Here is a 21,165-nt window from a genome sequence, read left to right on the forward strand (position 1 = left end):
TAATTTGGCAGAAGAGAAAGTGTATAGATCATCTACTGGTGTAGATGAATTTTATTATGGTGAAGTTGGGGAAGGTACAGTTGCTGCTTATATTGAGCGAGTAAAGTTTTTACAAACAATCAACATTGAGATGCCTCAAGAAATCGTTAGGGCGCGAGGAGATAACAAAACAGCTGAAATGGCTGTATCCAGTGGGGACATTGCTGTAACTGCAGGTTTTCACAAGGTGCCATTACAAGATAAGCAAAAAATGCTAGGTCTTGAAGTAGTTGAAGGAATTACAGCAATGGGAAGTGAAGATAATCCTCCCTATCATGCAGTAGTTTTTGCAAAGACCTATGAAGATGGTTCTCGTGAATATGTTGGTTTACCTAAAGGGTTATTTACTAGACCTAATGTTACTGGAACTACAAAAGGAGAAACAACAGAATTCTCCACAGAAGAAATTGCAGCACAATTTATGGATCGTGAAATTGATGGTTTCACAAAGGAGAAATCAGTTTTGTTTGCATATGATCCTGCAGGACAAACAACCAATCGAGATGCATTGTTCCAAAAGATATTTGGCAAACCATATCCTACAACTACAATTCCGGAAGGAGCGTAAACCATGTCTAATTCATTAAAAGTAGATGAAATTAAAAAAATCTTAAATGATGCAGGTGTAGACTTTGACGAAACATTGAAAAAGGATGAACTTCTCCAGTTAATGAAAGACTCGAATTTAAATGATGATGTTAAAGGTGGAACTGAAGCATCTGAAGAAACAATTAAAACTGAGGAACCTCAAAAGAAATATGTAGTCGTCCATGATTTCAGAGATCTTAATGACGGCAACACCATTTACATTAAAGGGGATATTTATCCACGAAGAGCGGATTCAATTGTGGATGAAGACAGAATTAATGAATTGTCTTCCACAAAGAACAAATTAGGCAAAGTTTTAATTCAAGAGCAGGAATAACCTGCTCTTTTTAATTACTGAGGAGGAAGAGAAGATGGCAAATCTAAAAAAGAACGCAATTGTATTGGTAAAAGAGGTTAAAGAAGGGGAGATTGTCACTGAGACATATTATACTCCAGCATTCATTCCTCTATCTGTCGTTTATCAGGCTATTGATTTGAGTAAAGAAATGGGCAAAGTTACTGTTGATACCGAAAAAGAAATAATTGATAAAATGGTCGATTTTGTAGCTAAAGATATATACAAAAACCAGTTTACAAAAGAGGATTTGATAAACGGTTTGCATGCTCCAGAAGCTATTCAAACCTTGCGTGAACAGGTTATTTTTATAACTAGAGGGCAGCAAACTGATGAAGTAAAAAAGTTGTTGGAGAAGAAAAATTAACGGATGAGGACTTTTCTCCAGCAAAACAAAAGGAATTTCTAGATGAACTCGTCCGGGATTTGATGAAACAAGGTAAGGACGTCAATGAAATATTAAATATGCCTTATCAGTTCATGATAGATCTAATGGCAGAACGGAATAAACCAAAACAAACAAAATCCTTAATTGCCGCATTCGGAGGTTAAGGATTTTTATTTTTTCTACGAGGGGAGGTAAAGAGAATGGAAAGGATTGAAGGCTTGTCCATAGGGCTTGACCTGGACCAGACAGCTTTAAATCGAGGGTTAACTGGATTAAGGGAACGACTTCGCACAGTAAATAGTGAAATGAGAGCGAACCTTTCAGCGTTTGACAGAGGAGATCGTTCTGTATCAGCATTTGAAACCCGACTTAATGGATTAAATCGTAAGTTGCAAGTACAGGAAGAGATTACTAAAGCTGCTAGGCAAGAATATGAAAAAATGGTTCAGCAGCATGGGGAAGGTTCCCGAGAAGCAGAGAGGGTAGCCAGAGCCTTCAACAGTGAAGTAGCTGCATTAAATACTCTAAGACGGAATATCGGTAACACTCAACGTGATCTTACACAGTTAAGGGAAGAACAGAGACGCGCTCAGTCTGGCTGGACTCAACTTGGTCAATCTATAGACAGGGCTGGAGATACGACAACCAATGTTGGTCAGAAGATGAGTGGTGCAGGTTTAGCTTTAACAGCTGGCTTAACAACGCCATTACTTGGAGCAGCTGCTGCAGCAGGAGAAGTAGCGTATGAGTTTGGTAAGGCTTCGGGTGTCATTCAGGCAGAACTAGGATTGTCCGAGGAAAAAGCAAAGAAATTGCACGGGGTCGCTAAGGATCTGTGGGAAGATGGATTCGGGGATAGCATTGAAGATGTTTCCACTAAGATAGCTGGCGTTACTAAAAGTTTGGGTGATTTAAGTGAAGTTGACCTTTCATACGTAACTGCTGGTTTAGAGCTGTTTGAGAAGCGAGGTTGGGGAGATCAACAAGAAGCACTAAGAGCTGTTAAAGTTCTTATGGAACAGTTTGGGATGTCTTCATCTGAAGCAATGGATTACTTAACAAAGGGCTTCCAAGATAATTTAAATTTTAGCGGGGAATTTCTTGATAGTGTTTCTGAGTACTCAACTTATTTTTCCGAGTTTGGAATGACAGCTGATGACATGTTTGCCAAATTTAAAGCTGGTGCTGAAAGTGGTGCATTTCAACTAGATAAAGTTGGGGATTCCATGAAGGAATTCTCTTTACGTGCCAAAGATGGTTCTAAGAGCAGCACAGAGGCATACAAAGCACTTGGTTTAAATGCAAAGGAAATGACTGCTCAGTTTAATAAAGGCGGCGATGATGCCAAAAAAGCCTTCTCCAAGGTGATTAAGGCCATCAAGGAAACCAATGATGAAAATGATAAGAATGCAGCGTCTGTAGGACTTTTCGGGACACAATATGAAGACCTCGGAGAAAAAGCTTTTGATGCAATGTTAGAAGCAAGTAAAGGTCTTGAAAACGTAGAAGGAGCAACAAAAAAGGCTAGTGACGCTCTTCGAGATAATCTAGGGACTAGAGCAACAAAGGTATGGCGTGATTTTGTGGAGGACATGGAACCTGTTGGTGAAGTCCTTCTTGACCTTGCTGAGGATATATTACCTAAGGTGAGCACAACAATAGGGGATGTAACAAGTGCCTTTGCGGATATGTCACCAGAAACCCAAAAAACAATGCTTGCCATTGCAGGGGTAGGTGTTGCAGCGGGACCAGTTATCATGGCGGTAGGGGGCTTGACAACGGGAATAGGCTCTTTAGCGAAGTTTGTTGGTCCACTTATCCCTTTGCTTGGTTCAGGAACAGGATTCGCAGGAGTATTAGGCGCATTAACAGGTCCTGTAGGTATAACAGCTTTGGCTTTAGTGGGCTTAGGAGCTGGATTCCTTGCTCTTGATAAAGATATGGATAAACCAATTATCAAAAGTGATGTTTTCGCTGGTAAGATTTCGGAATCAACTCAAAAAGTTTTAAGTCAATATGACAAATTAAAAACAGATTCAAATTCTCTTCTAATGCAAATGGCAACGGGAAATGAAGAAGTAACAGATCAACACATTGCAAATGTAGTTGCAAAATATCAAGAAATGACAAAATTGATTCTTGAACAGTTAGATACAAGGCATCAACAAGAACGAGCAAAGTTAGTTGAGCAATTGAATCAAAACAAGACATTGAGTGATGAAGAAAAAGCCAGAACCCTTGCTGATTTTGATGAACATTATTCAGAGGAAAGACAACAAGTAACTGATAACGAAGCGAAGAAGTTAGAAATAGTCAAAGGTATGCAAGGTCAATCTGAGGCGGAAAGACAAGCTGCTAGAGAGAGGATTGCGCAAATTGACTTAACTAATGATCAAATCATGTTGGAAAACACAGCAAAAACCAAAGATGAATACTTAACAATTCAGCAAAACCTTAAAAATGAGGCTAGTATCATTTCTGCAGAAAAGGCAGCAAAATATGTAGCAGACTCAAAAGAAACTACGGATAAAGTTGTCGAGGAAGCTAATAAAAAGGCAAATGAAGAAATAGCTGCTATAACATACGGGCGGGACATAACAGGTAGCATTTCAAAAGAAGCAGCGGATAAACTCATTGCAGATGCTGAGCGCAGGAGAGATAGTACTGTTGCTACTGCACAAGATGAACACACATCGGTAGTAAAAGCTGCAAAAGATCAAGCTGGAGAGCATGTGGACCAAGTTAACTGGGAAACTGGTGAAATACTTTCTGGTTGGGATAGTATGTATAACGGCGTTTTAAGTGCTGTGAATTGGATATTAGATTTATTTGGTAAGGAACCTATTGCAAAAAAGGGAACCGTAAAGGAAAATGGTCGTCAAAAATTACAAAGACAAAATGCTCAACTTGAAGCAGCCTACGCAGACGGTACACCAAGTTCAGGCCACCCTGGAGGACCTGCAATAGTTGGTGAAGAAGGAAGAGAACTGGCTTTTGTTCCTGGAAAAGGTGTTACGCTTTTAGGTACAAGGGGACCTGAATACCACTCGAATTTACCAATGGGTACTTCTGTCCTTCCTAATAAGCAAACTGAACAAATGCTAAAAAGCTACGGTTTTCCTGGGTATGCAAATGGAATTGGTGATTACTTTGATTTATTCCTAGATGGGGCTGGTTCAGTATGGGATTTCGCAAAAGATAAATTCAGTTTGAAAGACAGTTTGATTCCTGAGTGGTTAAATAAACACACTGGAAGTCCGTTATCAATGATTGCAGATTTTGCTAAGGATTGGATAAAGGATACTTGGGATAATTGGTTTGGAGATATGGGGAGTTCTTCAGGTGGTGGAGCAGGTGTCCAGCAATGGGCAGGTATTGCTACTAAAGCCTTGATGCTTACTAAACAATATAGCCAGACTAATTTAGATAGGTTACTATATCAGATGCAAACTGAGTCAGGTGGTAATGCTAAAGCAATAAACCTTTGGGATATCAACGCAAAAAGAGGAACTCCTTCAAAAGGTTTGATGCAGGTTATTGACCCCACATTTAAAGCTTATGCAATGCCTGGATACAACTCAGATATTTATGATCCTATGTCCAACATACTTGCATCAATTAGGTATGCTGTTTCTAGATATGGCAGCTTAGAAAAGGCATATCGCGGTGTAGGATATGAGACTGGTGGTTTAATCAATACTGCTGGAATGTATCAACTTGCAGAAGGTGGATGGCCTGAATTTGTAATACCTACTGATCCAAGCAGAAGAACAGATGCTATGAAGCTATTAGCCTTGGCTGGTAAGGAGATTCAAGGGAATAAAAGACCAGGGCAACTTCCTAACGTTAACAGTAGTAATGATAATGAAGAATCGGGAATGAAACAATTACTTGATGCTGTGGTTCAACAAAATACCTACCTACAAAAAGCAAATGACTTGCTATTAGGGATACTTCAAAAGAGTTCTGACATTTATATAAGCAGGCAAAAGATTGGTTCAGAAATGGACCAAGAGCAAGCCTTACGAACACTGATGGAAGAAAGAGGGGTGCTTTATTAATGTTTAAAGGAATTGAATTTGATGGCAAACACAGTTATAAAGACTTTGGTTTGACCATTTCGAATCCGGATAAAGGTAATCCCTCCAAAATAAAGAATACAGAAAAAGTCCCTTTTTCAAACACTGAATATGATTTTAGTGTTTTATACGGGGGGAATCAGGAATACGAAGAACGTACACTTACTTACACATTTAATCTGGCTTATAGAGAAAAAGCGGAATACTTTTATGTATATGAGGCGGATGTTTTACGATGGTTAATGACTCCAAATGAAAGGGAAATTCTTAAGGATGATAGGATACCAGGTTATTATTTTATGGCTGAAGTGATAACTGGAGCAAACGAGTTTCAATTTGTGGGTGGATCTTTAACAGTTAATTTTAAAGCTTATCCATTCATGATTTCTGAACTTGAAGAAGGACATGATATTTGGGATGACTTTAACTTTCTTTTAGACTATTCTCAACCAACATCTTTTAAACTTCGTAGTTTTAAAGAAGAAATACTATTTAACCCAGGTGTGTCTTCTGTTTATCCGAAGATAACTGCGACAGCAGATATGAAAATTGTAAAGGGTACTACAACCTATAATGTCAAAGCTGGGACAACACAATCTTATGATTTCTTTCTAACTCCTGGTGAAAACAGAGTGAAAATTTATGGTTCAGGTACTATCTCCTTTGAATATTACAAGGAGCTGATTTGATGTATAAGGTAGCACTTATTAACGATGGTAAGGAAACGGTCATTCACCATCCGAATTTTAATAATCTAAAGGTTACATCAGGAAAAATAAAAGATGGAATTAACATTGCATCAGGTTTTTCTTTTTCTATTTTTCCAAATAATCCTGGTTATAATCTAATACGCCCACTCAAGACTCTTGTTGAGGTCCAGAACATTAAAACTGGAAAGAAAGAGTTTGAGGGGCGTATTTTAATGCCTATAGCAACAATGAATGAATCTGGAGCCTTTGCTAAGTCGTTTATATGTGAAAGCGAATTAGGATATTTAAATGACTCAATTCAGCGCTTTTCATACTTAGGAGCTAATCCAACACCAAGGACTGTTCTAGCTAGAATTCTGTTGCATCATAATCAGGATATTAAGGGTGAAGAATACGACAAATCCTTTCGGATAGGATTGGTTACTGTGGAGGATAGCACAATAGCATTGGATTCCTATATTGAGTACGAAGGGACTTGGGATACCATTCAGGCTAAGTTAATTGATGTTATGGGTGGTGAGCTCCGTGTAAGAAAAGAAAACGGAATTAGGTATTTAGACTATGTAAAAGAGGTTGGAGAGCTTAAGTCAACGGAAATAAGGTTGGCGAAAAACTTAAAAACAATTCAACAAGAAGTAGATCCATCTGCTGTAATAACTCGTTTAGTACCTTTAGGAAAAGAGAACGAAGCTGGTGAAAACCAAACAGAAGCAAGTCAGCCAAGGGTAACTATTTCAGAAGTTAATAACGGCTTAGATTATCTCGAAGATACACAAGCTAGAGCAGCATTTGGTATCATTACAAAAAAACAAGCTTGGGATGATGTCGAAGAACCCAATGTACTTAAGGTATTAGGTAAAAGCTTCCTTGTACAAAACAATCGAGTTAAGACTAAAACCACTATCACAGCTCTTGATTTATCCCTTCTAGATTTGGATACAGATGCTTTTGAAACAGGCAATTACTATCCTGTCATAAATCCAGTAATGGGAATTGATGAGCCTTTAAGAGTGGTTGAGAAAGAAACAGATATTATTAATCCTAAGCAAAACACATTGACTCTGGGTGATACCTTTCAGACGGCTTCTAAATATTTAAGTAATGCAAATAAGTCGCAAACAAACATCCAAGAACTAAGAGGTACAATTAATCGTCAAAACAGCAAGATAAGTTCTATTTCAGGTGAGCTCTTTACAACGAAAGAGGAGTTATCTTCCACAAAGAAAACATTAGAATCTTATCAAGAAACAACTGGTGTAGATTTAACAGGTATTAATCAGCAAATAGAATCTTTACTGGAAATCATTGAAGTGATGGAACAAACCATTGAAGATATTCAAGGTATCATTTCAACAGAACAAATTCAAAGTATGCAGCAAAGTATTAGTACAATGGGGGGACAGATTACAAATATTAATGGGTTGATTGAAGAACTTACTCAAAGGGTAACAAATTTAGAAAACACAACAGAGGGAGGAGGGACAGTGAATGGCTAGTTTAGCTCAAGAAATTCAAAAAATTAGAACAGCTCAATTGGGTGTAGATGTGCGGAAGAGTTTGGCAGATGGATTAGATGCAGTAAATAAAGAAACCATTGCAACTACAGAAAGACAAAATGATTTAGCGGGTACTTTCAAATCATTAATTATTAATGCTGGAAACTCTAACGCAGAAACTGCTGCTTCCAGATATGATTCAACGACTAAAAAAAGTTACGCCACCTTACCTGAACGATTAGATGATTTAAGCTTAAATACAGTAGATAATACTCAAAACATTAACGACAAAGGATATTCACTTATGCGGCCTCCTGTTCCGTTAGTAGGTGCAACTGGTGATGGCGTTTCAGATGATACAAGCGCATTTTGGGGTTTGGTTAACTGGGTGCAGAACAATGGAAAAGGGGTTATTGATCTAGGAATTAATAAGTTTTATTTAAAAGGGATTCAATTCGACCCAAAAACATGGAAGGAATATAACCAAGTTAGGATTAAAGGCGGAAATGGATATTTCACCCAAATCATTGTGGATGATGATTGTGCGGATATTTTATTTGATATGGGTGGATATACAGTAGGAACGGATAGAAAACAAACTTCCTGGATTACTTTTGAAAACTTCCGTTTAACATGCAAAGCAACGGATAAGTATGTACGCGCATTTAATTACGATACTGTGCAATATTGCAATATGAAAAACATCTGGATAGAAGGATTTAAGGATGGAGCTATAATCTTTAATGATGCTTACGACTGTACTTTTGAAGGGGTACAGATTATCAACTGTGGACGAGCGGTATCAGATACTGACTACGCATATCCACTTGGATTCTATGGAACATCTGATTGTTCCAATCATTTAAAATTTATAGACTTGCGAGTTGAGTTTTGTCCTTTATTTTGTGAATTTGATAATGGAGCAAGACACATCTTTTTTGATAACTATAAGTTTGAAAAAATGGCTCTTAATCTAACAGACAAGGCAAGACCATTCAACTTTATAAGCTACAGAGAATTAAACTTTGGAGTTGGAATGATTGTTAACAGTGATCATTATATGGTTGATAGCGAAATTTTAGGAGTACTTGGGGCAATCTCAGCGGGAAGTACTCAATTGACTGTAAATGTGATTAAGTCCGGTTTTAAAGAAATAGCTGTTGGTGATTTTATAACTATTGTAGGGGTAAGTGGTACAAAGAGAATTACTGCTATCAACGGTACGGTTCTAACGCTCGATAGTTCTGCGGATAAAACCGTATCTAACGCTGCGGTTGTAGGAAGTTATTATATTGTAGATCAAGGAAAAGATTTCTTTAACTTTTCTAACAAGCTTTTTTATGACGGGTACGATATTACAAATAATCTATTGAAATCCGCCATATTTACCAACGTTAATTTGGGGTGTCCAAGTAAGACTTCTACCAGATGGGGAAGGTTTGCGTACTGTAAATTTGATTCTGTGACTTTTAATAATTGTGAAGGTGGAGCTGTTGTAGATCGTTGCTTCAACTTATATGATGAAGTGTCTATGAGAAATGTTAGTATGTCGTCCTTCAATGACGGTAAGTTAATCAACTTGTACGGAAAAAACTGTAATCTAGATATCACCAATGTCAAACTAGTCAAGGGTGCTTTAAGTTTGGTAACGGTGCGTACTGGTGCTGAAAATAATAACGTGACTTTCGGCAGCATTATGGGTGCTACATTAGAGATTCCTATTCAAGCTGATGCAACATTCTATTTAGATCAAGCTAATTCTAGATACTTCTATCTTAAAAACAATAAAATAAGCTTACTGAGCTATTCTAATGTAGTGGATAACGATAATAAACCAAGTGCTTGGATGAATGCAGATATTATTGAATGTGCAAGTGAGTATCCGATTGAGTACATTAACTTCGGCCATAATGGCAAACGTGTAACTTTGATTTATATGGGAACAGCTGGATCTATTAAATATAACTCCAAATATATGGTGCCAAAAGAAAAAGCAGACAAACCAATTGCCTTTGGAGATACCATCTCATTCATTTGCCATAATGGAGTTTGGAGAGAAATCTAAGAAAGGGGGAATAGAATGGCCATCCTAGCCAATTATACATTGCCAGCTGGTACTGAATTAGCCAGCTTTCAGAATGACAACAGGATACAGTCTTATATTAGCACGGAGGATTATCAAGTAACTAACGGTTACGTCAAGATTAATTCCTTACGTGGTGATAAAGAATTATTAACTATCACTGTATCTTTTCAGAAAGATGCAAATGGTCCAGTACTAATGAACAAGGACTATTCTTTTGTTCCTGATGTCTCCACAAACGGAGACAACTTCTATGCCCAAGGATATGCTCATATAAAATCCTTGGCTGAGTTCGCCAATGCTATAGATGTAATTGAGTAATCAACACTTCATATGAAGTGTGTTTTTTTTATGTAAAAGAATGGAGGAGACATATGAAGCTAGTTGATAAAATGGCACCGAAATCGGGGCGTGCTTTAGGTGAGGGAGATAAGGTAATTAACACTGCAGATGCAATAGATACAATTTCAAAATCGATACTAGCTGGGATAACTTTGGGTGGACGAGGAGTAATAGAGACTAGCTTAATAACTGCTGTAGCTGTAACGTCAACAACTCAGCAATCATCACCAATAGTTAATATTAGTAATGTTAGTGGCCGAAAATACATCCATGTTACTAATTCACACAACCAGGCTTGTACGATTTATTTAAAAGTCAGAAACAAAGCTGGAACAGCAACAGTTTCTTTAGGAAGCGCAGTAGTGCAGCCGCTGTCTTCGAGAACAATCACTATTGCGGATATACCTGCATTAACTGAACCGTTGCAAAATATTCAAATAGATTTTGCTTTTGCTACTGCACCGACAAGCGGATCTATAAGTGCTTGGGTAGAGGGGGTGAGTGCATAATGCCGGAAGAAACACCACAAGCAATTGAATGGGCTTTAAAACAGGAGGATTGGGAGCACAATCCAGTAACAAAAGATAATCCAACGGGATTAGTTGATGCTGTTAGACAGTACTTTAATGAGCATAATATTGCTTATAATTCATTCGCTTATGATGATTTAGTTCTTTATTTAAAATAAACGGCTTTCCTTAGTACGATATCTTTATATATTTTCCTTCTCTCTGTTATGATGAAGATATTGTCAATAGAAGGGAGGGTATGTACATGCCAGATATGGTTTTTAAAGGTTTTTCAGATTATTATGGGAGAAATGTTTGTTCTGTAAGTTTTGATAATGAATATGATAACGTACGATTTCAAGGAGCATTTAATTTAGAGAATAGTAATGCTTTTGTACAAGCAGTACCTAGTCGTTCTTATAATACTGATACAAACATTGTGTATACTAGCGGCATTACTGAAGAACAAATTCGTAATTCAATTAAAGATTTATTTGGAAAATGGTAATTATCATCTATAAAGCAACTAAACTGATTATTTCAAAGGATTCTCCATCGAGAGTCCTTTTTCATTATCAAAAGGAGGTGATTGAGGTGTACAAAGAGAGAAAAGGGGGAAATAGCAATGTCTGTGGAAACGGAGGTGCAATCACCATTGAATAAAGAATTTGCAAGTAAGGCGGAGTTTGACATCTTAGCAAAAGAAGTAAGGGACATCCAGAGGGAGCAAGACAAGCAGAGTGGAAAAATTGATTTTATTGAAAAGCAATTAGTAAAGATTGAAGAGAACACAACTTGGATTAAAAGGACAATAACAGCAGCATTGATAACAGCGGTTTGCACCGGAGTAATTGGCGGAGCAATCGCTCTTTTTTATGGCTTATTACAGAAATAGGAGTGGTTCATATGGATAAAGGAACAGTCATTAGAACAATTGTATTATTTATAGCTTTAATCAATCAATTCTTGGTGAGCTTTGGGTTATACGAAATACCTGGAACGGCTGAGGAGCAGACAGCTTTCCTATCAGCAGTATTCACTTTTATAACGGCTGCTATTGCATGGTTTAAAAACAACTACATCACAGCAAAAGGTAAGAAGCAAAAGGATTTATTGGTCGCACACAATTTAGCTAAGAACAAGTAAGGCTCCTAAAATGGGGCCTTTTTTATTTGGAGGTGGCAGCAGTGTTAAAGAAAATCAAATGGTTCTTCAGCAAGGTAGATACAGCAGATCAAGACATTTTATTTAACGAAAAATACTAAGGAGGAATAAATAATGAGTGTAGAAAAATTGAAGCAAGAAGCTATTGAGCGAATGGGTTCAGGGATGAAAGCAATTGTAAAAGAAAAGGTATTAGATATCATTGAAAGGGCTTATGCTGAAGGTATTTATGTTCTCATCACGTCTGGGTATCGTTCAGTAGCAGAGCAAAATAAACTCTTTGCAAAAGGCCGTACGACAGCACAACTTCGTACTTTGGGTGTGTATGGTGTAGAAGGAAAGCCAAACGAAGATAAAGTAACAAATGCAATTGGTTCAGAGTCCAACCATACGAAAGGTATCGCAGTTGACTACTGCTTGACAAACAAGACAGCAACTGAGGATTATTGGGTAGTAAATAGTGACTGGAAACGCGTAGCTGTTATAGCAAAATCAATGGGGTTTGCTTGGGGAGGTGACTGGAAAGGATTTGTTGATAATCCACATCTTGAATATACAGGGAAAATAACAGTTAACCCAGAAGAAACAAAGGTTGATTCTGTTATTGTCACAGAGCCAAGTACAGGCACAGATGCAAACATCAAGAAGTTTCAAAGCTTCCTTAATGGCTATACAAAAAAGGCAAACTTCAAAGCTCTTGTTGTGGACGGCTTCTCAGGTCCAAAAACAAAGACTGCTGCTATTCGTGTTTTCCAATACTTTGCTAGTGTATCAATTGACGGGATTTTTGGAAAGAAATCAAAAGCAGCGTGTCCTGTGGTTGTGCCGGGTACTGACTGGGATAAGTGGACTCGACTTGTTCAAGGAATGCTTTACTTCCACAAATATGATGCTGAAGGATTTGATGGTATTTACGGTAAAGGCTGCAAAAATGCAGTGATGGCTTTTCAAAAAGATAAAGGTATTGGAGTAGATGGTGAAGCTGGGCCAAATACTTTTGCGAAGTTTTTTTCATCATAAAAAATAATTTTTAAATGCCCAACCATATTAAGGTTGGGCATAAAAGCATAGTTATAATAACTTTTCCATTTTTGTTGTGAACTTAAATGCTTCATCATAAATTAATTCCAATGTTGGACCAACAGGTTGATTAATTTCTTCGAAGAAATAAGTCACAGTAGTATTGAAATCAAAGAAAACATCATATGGGCTCGGTGTTATAAAATCAATATTCTCATCCCCAAATTTAATTGGTGCTACACCACAATTTGTAAACGTAACATTCTTAAGTTGTGTATTACCGATTCTTCCATTACGGATATGAGTACTAGTAGATTTTCTCTGTTTTGTTAAGAACCTATGCTTGTTATTATTATTTAATTTGTTTAAATATTTTAACCAATTTGCTTCTTCTATTGGTTGTACACTTTTAAATAATTCAACAATTTCAGAACGTTCTTCGATTAACTTAGGAAAGCGTTTCTTTATAACATTTTTGAATGCATTTTCTGTGTCACGACAAGGGAAGTGAACTTGTCCTTTTTTGTTTTCTAGTTTATCTTCTGGTACATGTTTTTCACAGTACTTAGAAAATACTATAAAAGCTTGATAATCCAAAGAGTCATTTATTTTACTTAAAAATTCCCTGATCTTATCCTTAAGTTCAAAGGGAATTTCTTGCTTTCTAATATAAGCATCATAATTATCTTTGATTTCATTCAATAAATTATTTGCGCTTGATTGTAGGTATTTTACTTCTTCTAACATATTATTCACCTCCTTTATTAGAAAATTATAAAATATATTATGAGGGAATAATATGGAAAAATAAAATATTTTAGAAATTTGATGAATTATTAGACAAATGGATTGTGTTTGGGAATATAAAATTTGTCAATAGGTGGAGAATAAAAATTCGAATAGTAAATTATTACTAATAAAAAATGCGAATGTAGTACGACTTTCTTATATTTTTTTGTGTTTTGAATTTTTTTCCAATTAGTTTGCAAAACCGTGCCATTTTTAATAGTACTTTAATAGCTTAATTGATTTTTTTAATATTAATAATAGCTTGATTTTATCATTTTTTAATGTTTTTGAGACATTTTTGAAATAAAATGGTATATTAAATGAGCTTGGTTATTCTTTCCTCCTCCATGTCAAATTACATTAATTAACTGGAGGACAACAACTTGAACAAAATTATCCGAAAACTAAGCAACAAATATAACCAGAAGGCGGAAGGTGTAGCCACTAACCGTCAAAACAACTTAGAAAAGCCGAAAACCCATTGGACACAAATTTGTGCCAATGTATTAATGGTAATCTGGTACGCGTATCAGATAGGTGCAGCATTGGTTAAGCAATTTTTTCAATCCTAATATGTAATTCCTTCTCTTGATATTATCTAAGTGGACGAGCACTATGTACAGGTAAATGAAAATTCCGGCCGGGACAACCGTGAATTTATTTGAACGCTAAGCATAAAACTTGGGGGAATAAGGAAGAACATATATCTTGTGTAGTTGCTGGGTTGAGAGAGTAATGGTGATGATAGCGAGATGGTCACACCCGTTCCCATTCCGAACACGTAAGTTAAGCATCTTTGCGCCGATAGTAGTTGATGTTTCAGCGAGGGTAGGTAATTGCCATTACAAAAAACATAAAAAAAAAGGACTTATCCGGTTGGACATGCCGGAGGTCCTTTTTTTGATCATTCACACGTCTAGATGTCACTAAAGCTAGCATCTTTAGATGTCATCAGTGTGGAGCATGTTTTTCACCACGTTTGCGCTAAAAATCATTTAGCCCAATTACAGTAATTTCATGCTGGATTCTAATTAACTTGACAAATAACAACTATCCGAAATTGTTATTTCGTAGCCACCTTTAGTATAGCCAATAAATGTATTAAAGTAAACCACAATTCTTGATTAAAGAAACGTTTAGTTACTTTGTCATGTTTGCCATATACATAATTTGAAAAATTCTACCTATAAAAAATTGGATGATCATTACATTTCCCTATGTAAGTAATAAGATAATAATTTCTGCGTGTTATTCTTTAAATTGGCATTAAAAAAGCGATGCGCCTCATGATATCCCTTGTAGTAAATATCGTATTCTGTGAAAGTCCCATCATTATGTCCTCGAATAACTTTCATCTTAAGTTTTCTCATTTCATCATTGATTTTCTTCAAATCTTTTTGAACCTTCAACATAGTGTGCTCAATTAAATCTAAGTACACAAGTTTAATCTTAAATGCGGTTATTTCAGTAACCTTTCGGTCGTGTTCTAATACTGAAAGGACTAAAGGTAAATAAATGGATTGCTCCACCAATTTTAGATCTTCATCCAAAATTTTTGTCATAGCTTACACCTTCTGGACATCCACAATTATTTGAAATGGAATTTTATGAATCAAATCATTCTTATCCTTTATCCTAAACTCTTTCTTTATGTAATCAATAAAGTGTGTATGGCCGATTATGGACTCAATAAATCCTTTCTTGAATAATTTAAACTCCAGCAAGTAATTATACTCCATTCCTTCATGTATCAGCATTTCAATTTCAGCTAACCTATCCTCATCCAAAATAGGTTTCTTTACTTTCTCAAGGTTTATTAACTCCTGTTTTACTGCTGCAACATGTTCTGGGAGCATTATTGCTGTCCATTTTATATTCCCACGGTCCCTAATCACGACATCTATCTCCCTTAAACTAATCGTTTGTGTATATGGATAACCCCAGTTCTTGTCATAAAGATATGCACATCTTCAAGCTTAGCTTTCATGATTCGGAATAAGGCATAATTAATTTCACTGTCTTTAACTTTTCTTTTTGGATTAGAGATAGTTAAATGTTGTACTCGATAATCAGTACTATAGATAATACATGTATCATTGTTTGAATATACTTTTGTATCAATTGAATCATCATTATTATTTATAACACTGATTACTTCATTTGATTCATACGTTACTTCTTTGAACTTCATCGAATCCCTCCTCAATCAACTTCTGTATAAATGATAACAGAACGATTGTTCGTATTCAATATTGATTTAGAACAATTGTTCGTATATAATTATCTCAAAAGGGAGGTCTTATTGATGAAAGGTTTACTTAAAAGAGCTGTAGAAAGCAACGAGGTTTTAGAAATGATTTACCAAAACAATAAAGGAGAATTCAGTCAGCGTATGATTCAGGTTATTAAAGTGAATGAAAAGTCCTTTAGTGCATATTGCTTTACTCGTAAACAGAAACGGACTTTTAAGTTAACCAGTGTTTTATCAATTGGACCGGCACGGAAAGTAAGGAGAGGTGCGTAATTATGGAATTAGCAAAACCTAAGAAGGTTAAAAAACCAGCAAGACCAACAAGAGATGAGTTTGAATTAGAGGATATTGCAAATACCTTAACCGAAGCATTAGAGGAAAAGAATGAACTTAGACTAACTGTGTGGAAAAGAGAAGATCCTGTAAGAGGTAAAGTAGTTAAGATGGATGGTAATACAAAATTAATACATATAGAAAATTTTACTGAAACAATTAAAGTTAAGTTTATGGATATTTTATATGTTCAGAGAGTTTAAAAGCCCAACTCATTTGAGAAGGGCTTTTTCTTATGCTTGGATTGTTGTTTTGTCACGATTATTTTTCGTTACCATCAATATACCAGCGATTAATAAAAGTACACCTGGAACAACGTATACAGAAAACGTATAAAGTACGCCCATTACAAGCGTGAATATTCCCCACTTTTGGCTATTTTTTTTAATTTTAAATGTCGACACCCAAATCAAGATAACCAGCGGTAAAGAAATAAGTGAGTATGTAAATAAATAATAAAAAAAGAACATGGAGGTATTATCCGTTACTGGTTCAAAACCTAAAACAAAAGCAACGATAGCTCCTATAATCCATGCAATAGTTAAAAGTATAGCTGCAACCATTGATAATGTGTATTCTGTAGTTCTATTCAATTATTATTCCTCCTTATTAACCTTTTTCCATTCATAAATATCTTCAAAATCACAGTTTAAAATATCCGCCAACATAAAGGCTTTATCTATTGGAGCTATACTGTCCATAGTTTCATATTTTCTTAACTGCCTAACCGTCACATTTATGTGTTCAGCGATAAAACTCTTCCTAAGACCACTTTCTTTAATTTTACTTTCCAAATGACAGATTAACATATAATCACCCGATATAGTAATTCTATTCTATGCTTGTTTTATCCTTTATGTTCTTTAATGACAAAAAAAGTGAACTTTAAATTCATGATTACTGTCATAAAGTTATACCTGATTCCATACCATTTACTATACCAGATGAAATGCCACCCTAGTAGCTAGTTCGGGCATATGCCAGATGCCTACATATCAAAGGCTGAATCCCTATATTTAAAATGCTAGATCGATGGGATAGATTCTTAAGAATCTATAAAGAGGTGGCGTGTGGAAGGAGGATATTATGATTTTTGAAACAATCACAACTTTATTGATGGGAAGCCTTGCACTTCAAGCGCATTTTTCAAAAACTGGATTAGGGAATGATTCCAAGAAATTAAATAAAATATTTGCTCTATCTGGATTAAATGTAAAAGATGGCACTCAGACATTAACTGCACAGCAGATGAAAAAAAGAAATTACTCCTGGGGTACAGAGTACAAATATCGCATTCCTTTAGGACGGAGCTTTGAAGACTATCTCAATAAACAGCAGGTAATTGAAGCCGGCTTAAACACACGAAAGGTGAAAATACAATTAGGCGATTTAAAACAACTTAAATTAGATAAACAAATCATTTCTAACATTAGAAGCTTGTATCAAAAAAAGTTAACAGAGAAGAAGGAGATAGAATTATCTTATGATGGCTTGTTAGTAGTTAGAGTTTATGAAGAGCCATTGCCAACTTTGGTGGATATGTTTGAAGGAAAAAAGTGGGCTGTACCTATTGGTATAACAAGAGAGAAAAACGAAAGGATTCTACATGACTTTGAAAAAATCCCACACTTTGTGTTAGGTGGTGCAACTAGGTATGGAAAATCTAATTTAATAAACGGAATTATTGTTTCTCTAATTAAGCAGCGACCCAAGCAAGTAAAGCTTCACCTTGTGGATTTAAAGGGCGGAGTGGAATTATGTGATTATGAAAATGTTAAGCAAACAGTGAACATTGCATATGAACCTGAGCAAGCCCTGGCAGTCTTATCTAATGCTTATAAAGAAATGAGAAGAATGCAGGAACGACTAAGAGCCGTCGGAAAGAAGAATGTACAGGAAGCAGGGATACCAGAAAGGCATTTTATCATAATCGATGAGGTAGGGGAGCTTAATCCTGATGAGGCAGTAGATAAAAAAGACGTAAAAGAGAATGGTGTCCTCATTCACAAAAGTGAAAAGACTATCAAAGAAGAATGTCAAAAATACATGAGTCAGATATCGAGGTTAGGAGCCGGATTAGGATTCCGTTTAATCTTAGCAACCCAATATCCAACGGGTGATGTTATTCCGCGGCAATGCAAACAAAACAGTGATGCTAAGTTATGTTTTCGAGTACAATCTTCCACAGCTTCGAATGTTGTCCTAGATGGCCCTGGTGCTGAGCAGCTGCCGCAAATAAAAGGTCGTGCCATTTATCAGACTGCAGATAACAAAATTATTGTTCAAGTTCCATTAACAGAAACAGATATTATTGAATCCACCATAGAACCACACATAAAAGAGGTGAAGCCAGTTGAAGCAATTGAACAAGAGACAAGAGCAAATCCTATTATCATTGAAAAAACTGGACTTTCTTAATCGTGATCAACTGCAGACTATCCACAGGCTTGGAAAGATACGCAATACGAACCGAATACTAAAAGAATTGTCTCCGTACTTAGAAAGTTATCGAGAAGAATACTCCACGATTTATTACTTAAATGCTGAAGGTAGAGCCTATATAAATTCTAATAAGGTTAGACGGAAAAACCCTTTTGTTAATCACACAATCATGCGAAATGATTTCTATATCTTTGCTAAGTTTCCCACAGAATGGGCTAACGAAGTTAAAGTGAGCGATGGCATCACCACTATTTATACAGATACTTGGTTTAAGGCTGGTGGGAAGTATCATTTTTTAGAAGTGGACTCCCTTCAAAAGATGAAAGAAAATAGAATGAAAATAAAAAATTATGCTGCTTTATATAAGGCGGGCCACTTATCAAAGCATTTTGGATATTTCCCTAAACTTATATGGTTGACTACAACTGAGTTAAGAAAGAAACAACTAAAAGAACTGTGTAAGGATATACCTTGTGTTGTTTACACGATTGAAGACATTAAATGAGGAGTGATTAGAATGCAAACAATAGCATTTAACGATTTCATGTCAGGTAGCTATAAAAAGGAGAAAAAGGAAGTAAAGAATAAAGTGAATGTAGGTAAGGTTGTTAGAAGGATTGGGACTTCCATTGCAATTCCTTTAGTTATGGCGAAACCCGCTTTTGCAGCAAGTAATGTTGAAGCAGTACCTGCCAGTGCAAAAGAATGGATGGGGGAACAGACTATATCCGCATTAGCTCATGCCTTAGATCCATTAGTCGATGTTCTGGTTGCCCTATCCTTTCCTATTGCATCAGTAATAATTGTAGGAGGCTGTTTCTTCTTCATGTTAGGTAATAGTGAAAAGGCTTGGTCCACAATTCAAAATGCCGGATTAGGCTATGTGTTAATTCAAATATCCCCTTTAATTCTAAGCGTTTTAAAACAGATAGGTAATGCTGTATAAAATTTGTATGTCTTTTATAGGTGAAGGAGTACTTCTATAAAGACAGATAAGCTTTGAGAGCGACTAATTTTAAAAACGGATACTTAGGAAGGGCATAGGTAAACTAGAGGTAATTAGTACTTGAAAAGTATTAAAAAAGGAGCCCGACTCGATTTGAGTGGGCTTTTACCTTGGTGATAATGATTAGAATAATAACTTTTAAAAAGACCATGGTTTATTTATATCATAAAATATACCAACAACTTCTTGCTTTTCATTAAGTATATCTAATTTATAATTTGCAGGATCTAATGCTAATTTAAGCTGATTTTCCGATAAGTTTTCTATTAATCCACCATTTAAACTAACGGAGTAAATATTTTTATTTGTATCCTTTTTTAAAGGTGAATCAAGATTAATTTTAACTGGGATAGGCGGACTTTTAGGGTCCAGTATATCTGTCAGTGTAGAAGATTTATCAGAGATGGTTACATACCAATTACTATTCATCTTTGACAATTTCTCAATATAACTGTCCCGAATACCTACATTAATATTAAAAGTTAACCCTTTAGTTGTTCTTTCTATATTTAAAGGTTCCCATGCAATATTTTCTCCAGTAAGATCATCTGCAGATATACTATTTGTTGTTTCAGAGGATGGGTCTTCCTTTTGGTTGTTTTCAGTACTTTTTGATGTAGTTTTATCGCATCCTAATAAAGTTACACTTAGGACAATTAATATAAAACTTATCGATAAAATCCTTTTTAGCATTAATTATTCCTCATTTCAGAGTGATTTAACTTTTTTTACAGAGTACTCTTGATAACTATATTTTACATCAACAGGGTCTTTTCTAACTAACTTACCTCGATTATATTTAACAATACTTCCTTTTGTATGTACAGCTTTAGAACCATATTCAATTGTAGTTGTTGATTTACCTTCAAGTGTCCATGTGTTATTTGTTTCAACTGACGTGGATTTTCCCCATGAACCTTCCCCATTGATAGCTACTTTTCCTTGAATCAGTTTATAGTTAACCTTAGATTCCGCAGTAATACCTGCTTTTCCATTTGCAAATTTTGTTCTGGTTACCTTTCTACTTACAGTATCGTCTTTTTTCCCTCCGTTAGTATAAGAACCTGACCATTCTACTTTATTATATGTCTTTTTTTCTGACATTTGGTAATAAGTACCTGAGTAATCTACTGCAAGAGCTGAAGCAGAACCAGGAGTACTAGTGGAATAGCTTTTAAAATCCTTTTCAATTGGAGTTGTTAATGTTTCCTCAGATTCCACTACTACGTCTGATCCCTCTGCATATGCTAGAGTAATTGGAGATATTAAAACTGAAGTACCTAATAAAAGCGAAGTGGCGATTAAACTTATCTTTTTCATAATTTGTAAACACTCCTAATATATGTATTTTTTTGTTACAAAATACATATATCATGTTAATTATGATAAAATTGTAGAAATTTGTCTGAAAATAATATTTTTTCGGAAAAAATGTTAAATTTTTTTGGGAATATACATTTAAAGAGAACAAAATACAATTAAATGTTCTTATTAAAGAAACTATATGGGAATTATGTTATAAGTTCTATTTTAGAATCTTATTAATTTATATGTCTTTTATAGATAGAGGA

General features: G+C 35.6%; 29 protein-coding genes and 1 rRNA gene. 22 read left to right on the plus strand and 8 right to left on the minus strand.

Annotated elements, in window-relative coordinates; translation table 11 throughout:
* Nucleotides 1-4: 4 nt before the first annotated feature.
* The 15 genes from LXM54_RS26560 to LXM54_RS26625 all read left to right on the plus strand — a co-directional run bounded on the left by LXM54_RS26560 (nt 5) and on the right by LXM54_RS26625 (nt 12,773).
* Nucleotides 5-607: a major tail protein gene (locus LXM54_RS26560; RefSeq protein WP_233319184.1), complete on the plus strand. Its 603-nt coding sequence runs from the start codon at nt 5-7 to the stop codon at nt 605-607.
* A 3-nt stretch (nt 608-610) separates the two neighbouring features.
* Entirely contained in the window at nt 611-964 is a 354-nt protein-coding gene (locus LXM54_RS26565; protein WP_233319186.1) for a HeH/LEM domain-containing protein, read from the plus strand.
* A 34-nt stretch (nt 965-998) separates the two neighbouring features.
* Nucleotides 999-1,349: a phage tail assembly chaperone G gene (gene gpG, locus LXM54_RS26570; RefSeq protein ID WP_233319188.1), complete on the plus strand. Its 351-nt coding sequence runs from the start codon at nt 999-1,001 to the stop codon at nt 1,347-1,349.
* Nucleotides 1,350-1,411: 62 nt separating this feature from the next.
* Complete coding sequence (gene gpGT / locus LXM54_RS28640; RefSeq protein WP_442780547.1) at nt 1,412-1,534, plus strand: phage tail assembly chaperone GT; 123 nt, start codon at nt 1,412-1,414, stop codon at nt 1,532-1,534.
* A 36-nt stretch (nt 1,535-1,570) separates the two neighbouring features.
* Nucleotides 1,571-5,431 carry a phage tail tape measure protein gene (locus LXM54_RS26575; protein ID WP_233319189.1) on the plus strand — a complete coding sequence of 1,287 codons (3,861 nt, stop codon included), beginning with the start codon at nt 1,571-1,573 and terminating at the stop codon, nt 5,429-5,431.
* Nucleotides 5,431-6,138: a phage tail protein gene (locus LXM54_RS26580; RefSeq protein WP_233319192.1), complete on the plus strand. Its 708-nt coding sequence runs from the start codon at nt 5,431-5,433 to the stop codon at nt 6,136-6,138. Before LXM54_RS26575 ends, LXM54_RS26580 begins: the two co-directional genes overlap by 1 nt.
* Nucleotides 6,138-7,655 (plus strand): phage tail spike protein, encoded by a 1,518-nt coding sequence (locus LXM54_RS26585; RefSeq protein WP_233319193.1) that lies wholly within the window; start codon nt 6,138-6,140, stop codon nt 7,653-7,655. Before LXM54_RS26580 ends, LXM54_RS26585 begins: the two co-directional genes overlap by 1 nt.
* A complete protein-coding gene (locus tag LXM54_RS26590) occupies nt 7,648-9,720 on the plus strand; it encodes a hypothetical protein (RefSeq protein ID WP_233319195.1) in 2,073 nt (690 codons plus the stop codon). Before LXM54_RS26585 ends, LXM54_RS26590 begins: the two co-directional genes overlap by 8 nt.
* Nucleotides 9,721-9,735: 15 nt before the next feature.
* The gene (locus LXM54_RS26595) at nt 9,736-10,059 is read left to right on the plus strand and encodes a hypothetical protein (RefSeq protein WP_233319197.1); all 324 of its coding nucleotides are present in this window, start codon (nt 9,736-9,738) and stop codon (nt 10,057-10,059) included.
* A gap of 53 nt (nt 10,060-10,112) precedes the next feature.
* Complete coding sequence (locus LXM54_RS26600) at nt 10,113-10,589, plus strand: hypothetical protein (RefSeq protein ID WP_233319199.1); 477 nt, start codon at nt 10,113-10,115, stop codon at nt 10,587-10,589.
* Nucleotides 10,589-10,768, plus strand: a complete 180-nt coding sequence (locus LXM54_RS26605) for a hypothetical protein (protein WP_233319201.1) — start codon at nt 10,589-10,591, stop codon at nt 10,766-10,768. The genes LXM54_RS26600 and LXM54_RS26605 overlap by 1 nt, the downstream gene beginning before the upstream one ends.
* An 86-nt stretch (nt 10,769-10,854) precedes the next feature.
* On the plus strand, nt 10,855-11,097 hold the full coding sequence (locus LXM54_RS26610) for a hypothetical protein (RefSeq protein ID WP_233319202.1): 243 nt from the start codon (nt 10,855-10,857) through the stop codon (nt 11,095-11,097).
* Nucleotides 11,098-11,214: 117 nt separating this feature from the next.
* On the plus strand, nt 11,215-11,484 hold the full coding sequence (locus tag LXM54_RS26615) for a hemolysin XhlA family protein (protein ID WP_233319204.1): 270 nt from the start codon (nt 11,215-11,217) through the stop codon (nt 11,482-11,484).
* A gap of 11 nt (nt 11,485-11,495) precedes the next feature.
* Nucleotides 11,496-11,735 (plus strand): phage holin, encoded by a 240-nt coding sequence (locus LXM54_RS26620; protein ID WP_267913497.1) that lies wholly within the window; start codon nt 11,496-11,498, stop codon nt 11,733-11,735.
* 132 nt (nt 11,736-11,867) lie between these two features.
* Complete coding sequence (locus LXM54_RS26625) at nt 11,868-12,773, plus strand: peptidoglycan-binding protein (RefSeq protein ID WP_233319208.1); 906 nt, start codon at nt 11,868-11,870, stop codon at nt 12,771-12,773.
* Nucleotides 12,774-12,824: 51 nt separating this feature from the next.
* Here the strand turns inward: LXM54_RS26625 and LXM54_RS26630 are convergent, their stop codons facing one another.
* Nucleotides 12,825-13,520, minus strand: a complete 696-nt coding sequence (locus LXM54_RS26630) for a hypothetical protein (RefSeq protein WP_233319210.1) — start codon at nt 13,518-13,520, stop codon at nt 12,825-12,827.
* Nucleotides 13,521-13,945: 425 nt separating this feature from the next.
* Here LXM54_RS26630 and LXM54_RS26635 point away from each other — a divergent pair, with 425 nt between their 5' ends.
* The gene (locus LXM54_RS26635; protein WP_233319212.1) at nt 13,946-14,134 is read left to right on the plus strand and encodes a hypothetical protein; all 189 of its coding nucleotides are present in this window, start codon (nt 13,946-13,948) and stop codon (nt 14,132-14,134) included.
* Between the two features lie 162 nt (nt 14,135-14,296).
* Nucleotides 14,297-14,407, plus strand: a 5S ribosomal RNA gene (rrf, locus tag LXM54_RS26640).
* Nucleotides 14,408-14,767: 360 nt separating this feature from the next.
* Here rrf and LXM54_RS26645 read toward each other — a convergent pair.
* Genes LXM54_RS26645 through LXM54_RS26655 form a run of 3 tightly spaced genes read right to left on the minus strand, consistent with a single transcriptional unit; the run spans nt 14,768 to nt 15,753 of the window.
* On the minus strand, nt 14,768-15,124 hold the full coding sequence (locus tag LXM54_RS26645; RefSeq protein WP_233319214.1) for a hypothetical protein: 357 nt from the start codon (nt 15,122-15,124) through the stop codon (nt 14,768-14,770).
* 3 nt (nt 15,125-15,127) lie between these two features.
* On the minus strand, nt 15,128-15,457 hold the full coding sequence (locus LXM54_RS26650; protein WP_233319216.1) for a YolD-like family protein: 330 nt from the start codon (nt 15,455-15,457) through the stop codon (nt 15,128-15,130).
* A 14-nt stretch (nt 15,458-15,471) separates the two neighbouring features.
* Nucleotides 15,472-15,753 (minus strand): DUF1827 family protein, encoded by a 282-nt coding sequence (locus tag LXM54_RS26655; protein ID WP_233319218.1) that lies wholly within the window; start codon nt 15,751-15,753, stop codon nt 15,472-15,474.
* 114 nt (nt 15,754-15,867) lie between these two features.
* On the opposite strand from LXM54_RS26655, the gene LXM54_RS26660 reads away from it, so the two are divergent.
* Together LXM54_RS26660 and LXM54_RS26665 are read left to right on the plus strand one after the other, a co-directional pair.
* A complete protein-coding gene (locus tag LXM54_RS26660) occupies nt 15,868-16,086 on the plus strand; it encodes a hypothetical protein (RefSeq protein WP_233319220.1) in 219 nt (72 codons plus the stop codon).
* A 2-nt stretch (nt 16,087-16,088) separates the two neighbouring features.
* Nucleotides 16,089-16,349, plus strand: coding sequence for a YolD-like family protein (locus LXM54_RS26665; protein ID WP_233319222.1), 261 nt, complete (start codon nt 16,089-16,091; stop codon nt 16,347-16,349).
* A 30-nt stretch (nt 16,350-16,379) separates the two neighbouring features.
* On the opposite strand, the gene LXM54_RS26670 is transcribed toward LXM54_RS26665, so the two are convergent.
* A complete protein-coding gene (locus tag LXM54_RS26670; protein WP_233319224.1) occupies nt 16,380-16,739 on the minus strand; it encodes a DUF4064 domain-containing protein in 360 nt (119 codons plus the stop codon).
* Nucleotides 16,740-16,742: 3 nt separating this feature from the next.
* Nucleotides 16,743-16,955: a helix-turn-helix domain-containing protein gene (locus LXM54_RS26675; RefSeq protein WP_233319226.1), complete on the minus strand. Its 213-nt coding sequence runs from the start codon at nt 16,953-16,955 to the stop codon at nt 16,743-16,745.
* 277 nt (nt 16,956-17,232) lie between these two features.
* Between LXM54_RS26675 and LXM54_RS26680 the strand changes: the two genes are divergently transcribed.
* Genes LXM54_RS26680 through LXM54_RS26690 form a run of 3 tightly spaced genes read left to right on the plus strand, consistent with a single transcriptional unit; the run spans nt 17,233 to nt 19,534 of the window.
* Nucleotides 17,233-18,564 (plus strand): FtsK/SpoIIIE domain-containing protein, encoded by a 1,332-nt coding sequence (locus LXM54_RS26680; RefSeq protein ID WP_233319227.1) that lies wholly within the window; start codon nt 17,233-17,235, stop codon nt 18,562-18,564.
* Nucleotides 18,500-19,093 (plus strand): replication-relaxation family protein, encoded by a 594-nt coding sequence (locus LXM54_RS26685; RefSeq protein ID WP_233319229.1) that lies wholly within the window; start codon nt 18,500-18,502, stop codon nt 19,091-19,093. The genes LXM54_RS26680 and LXM54_RS26685 overlap by 65 nt, the downstream gene beginning before the upstream one ends.
* A gap of 12 nt (nt 19,094-19,105) precedes the next feature.
* Nucleotides 19,106-19,534: a hypothetical protein gene (locus LXM54_RS26690; protein WP_233319231.1), complete on the plus strand. Its 429-nt coding sequence runs from the start codon at nt 19,106-19,108 to the stop codon at nt 19,532-19,534.
* Nucleotides 19,535-19,732: 198 nt separating this feature from the next.
* On the opposite strand, the gene LXM54_RS26695 is transcribed toward LXM54_RS26690, so the two are convergent.
* Entirely contained in the window at nt 19,733-20,287 is a 555-nt protein-coding gene (locus tag LXM54_RS26695; RefSeq protein WP_233319233.1) for a hypothetical protein, read from the minus strand.
* Nucleotides 20,288-20,302: 15 nt separating this feature from the next.
* Nucleotides 20,303-20,914, minus strand: a complete 612-nt coding sequence (locus LXM54_RS26700; protein ID WP_233319235.1) for a hypothetical protein — start codon at nt 20,912-20,914, stop codon at nt 20,303-20,305.
* Between the last annotated feature and the right edge of the window lie 251 nt (nt 20,915-21,165).

Origin of the sequence: Bacillus sp. Au-Bac7, from assembly GCF_021341655.1 — a bacterium.
Taxonomy (GTDB): domain Bacteria; phylum Bacillota; class Bacilli; order Bacillales; family Cytobacillaceae; genus Niallia.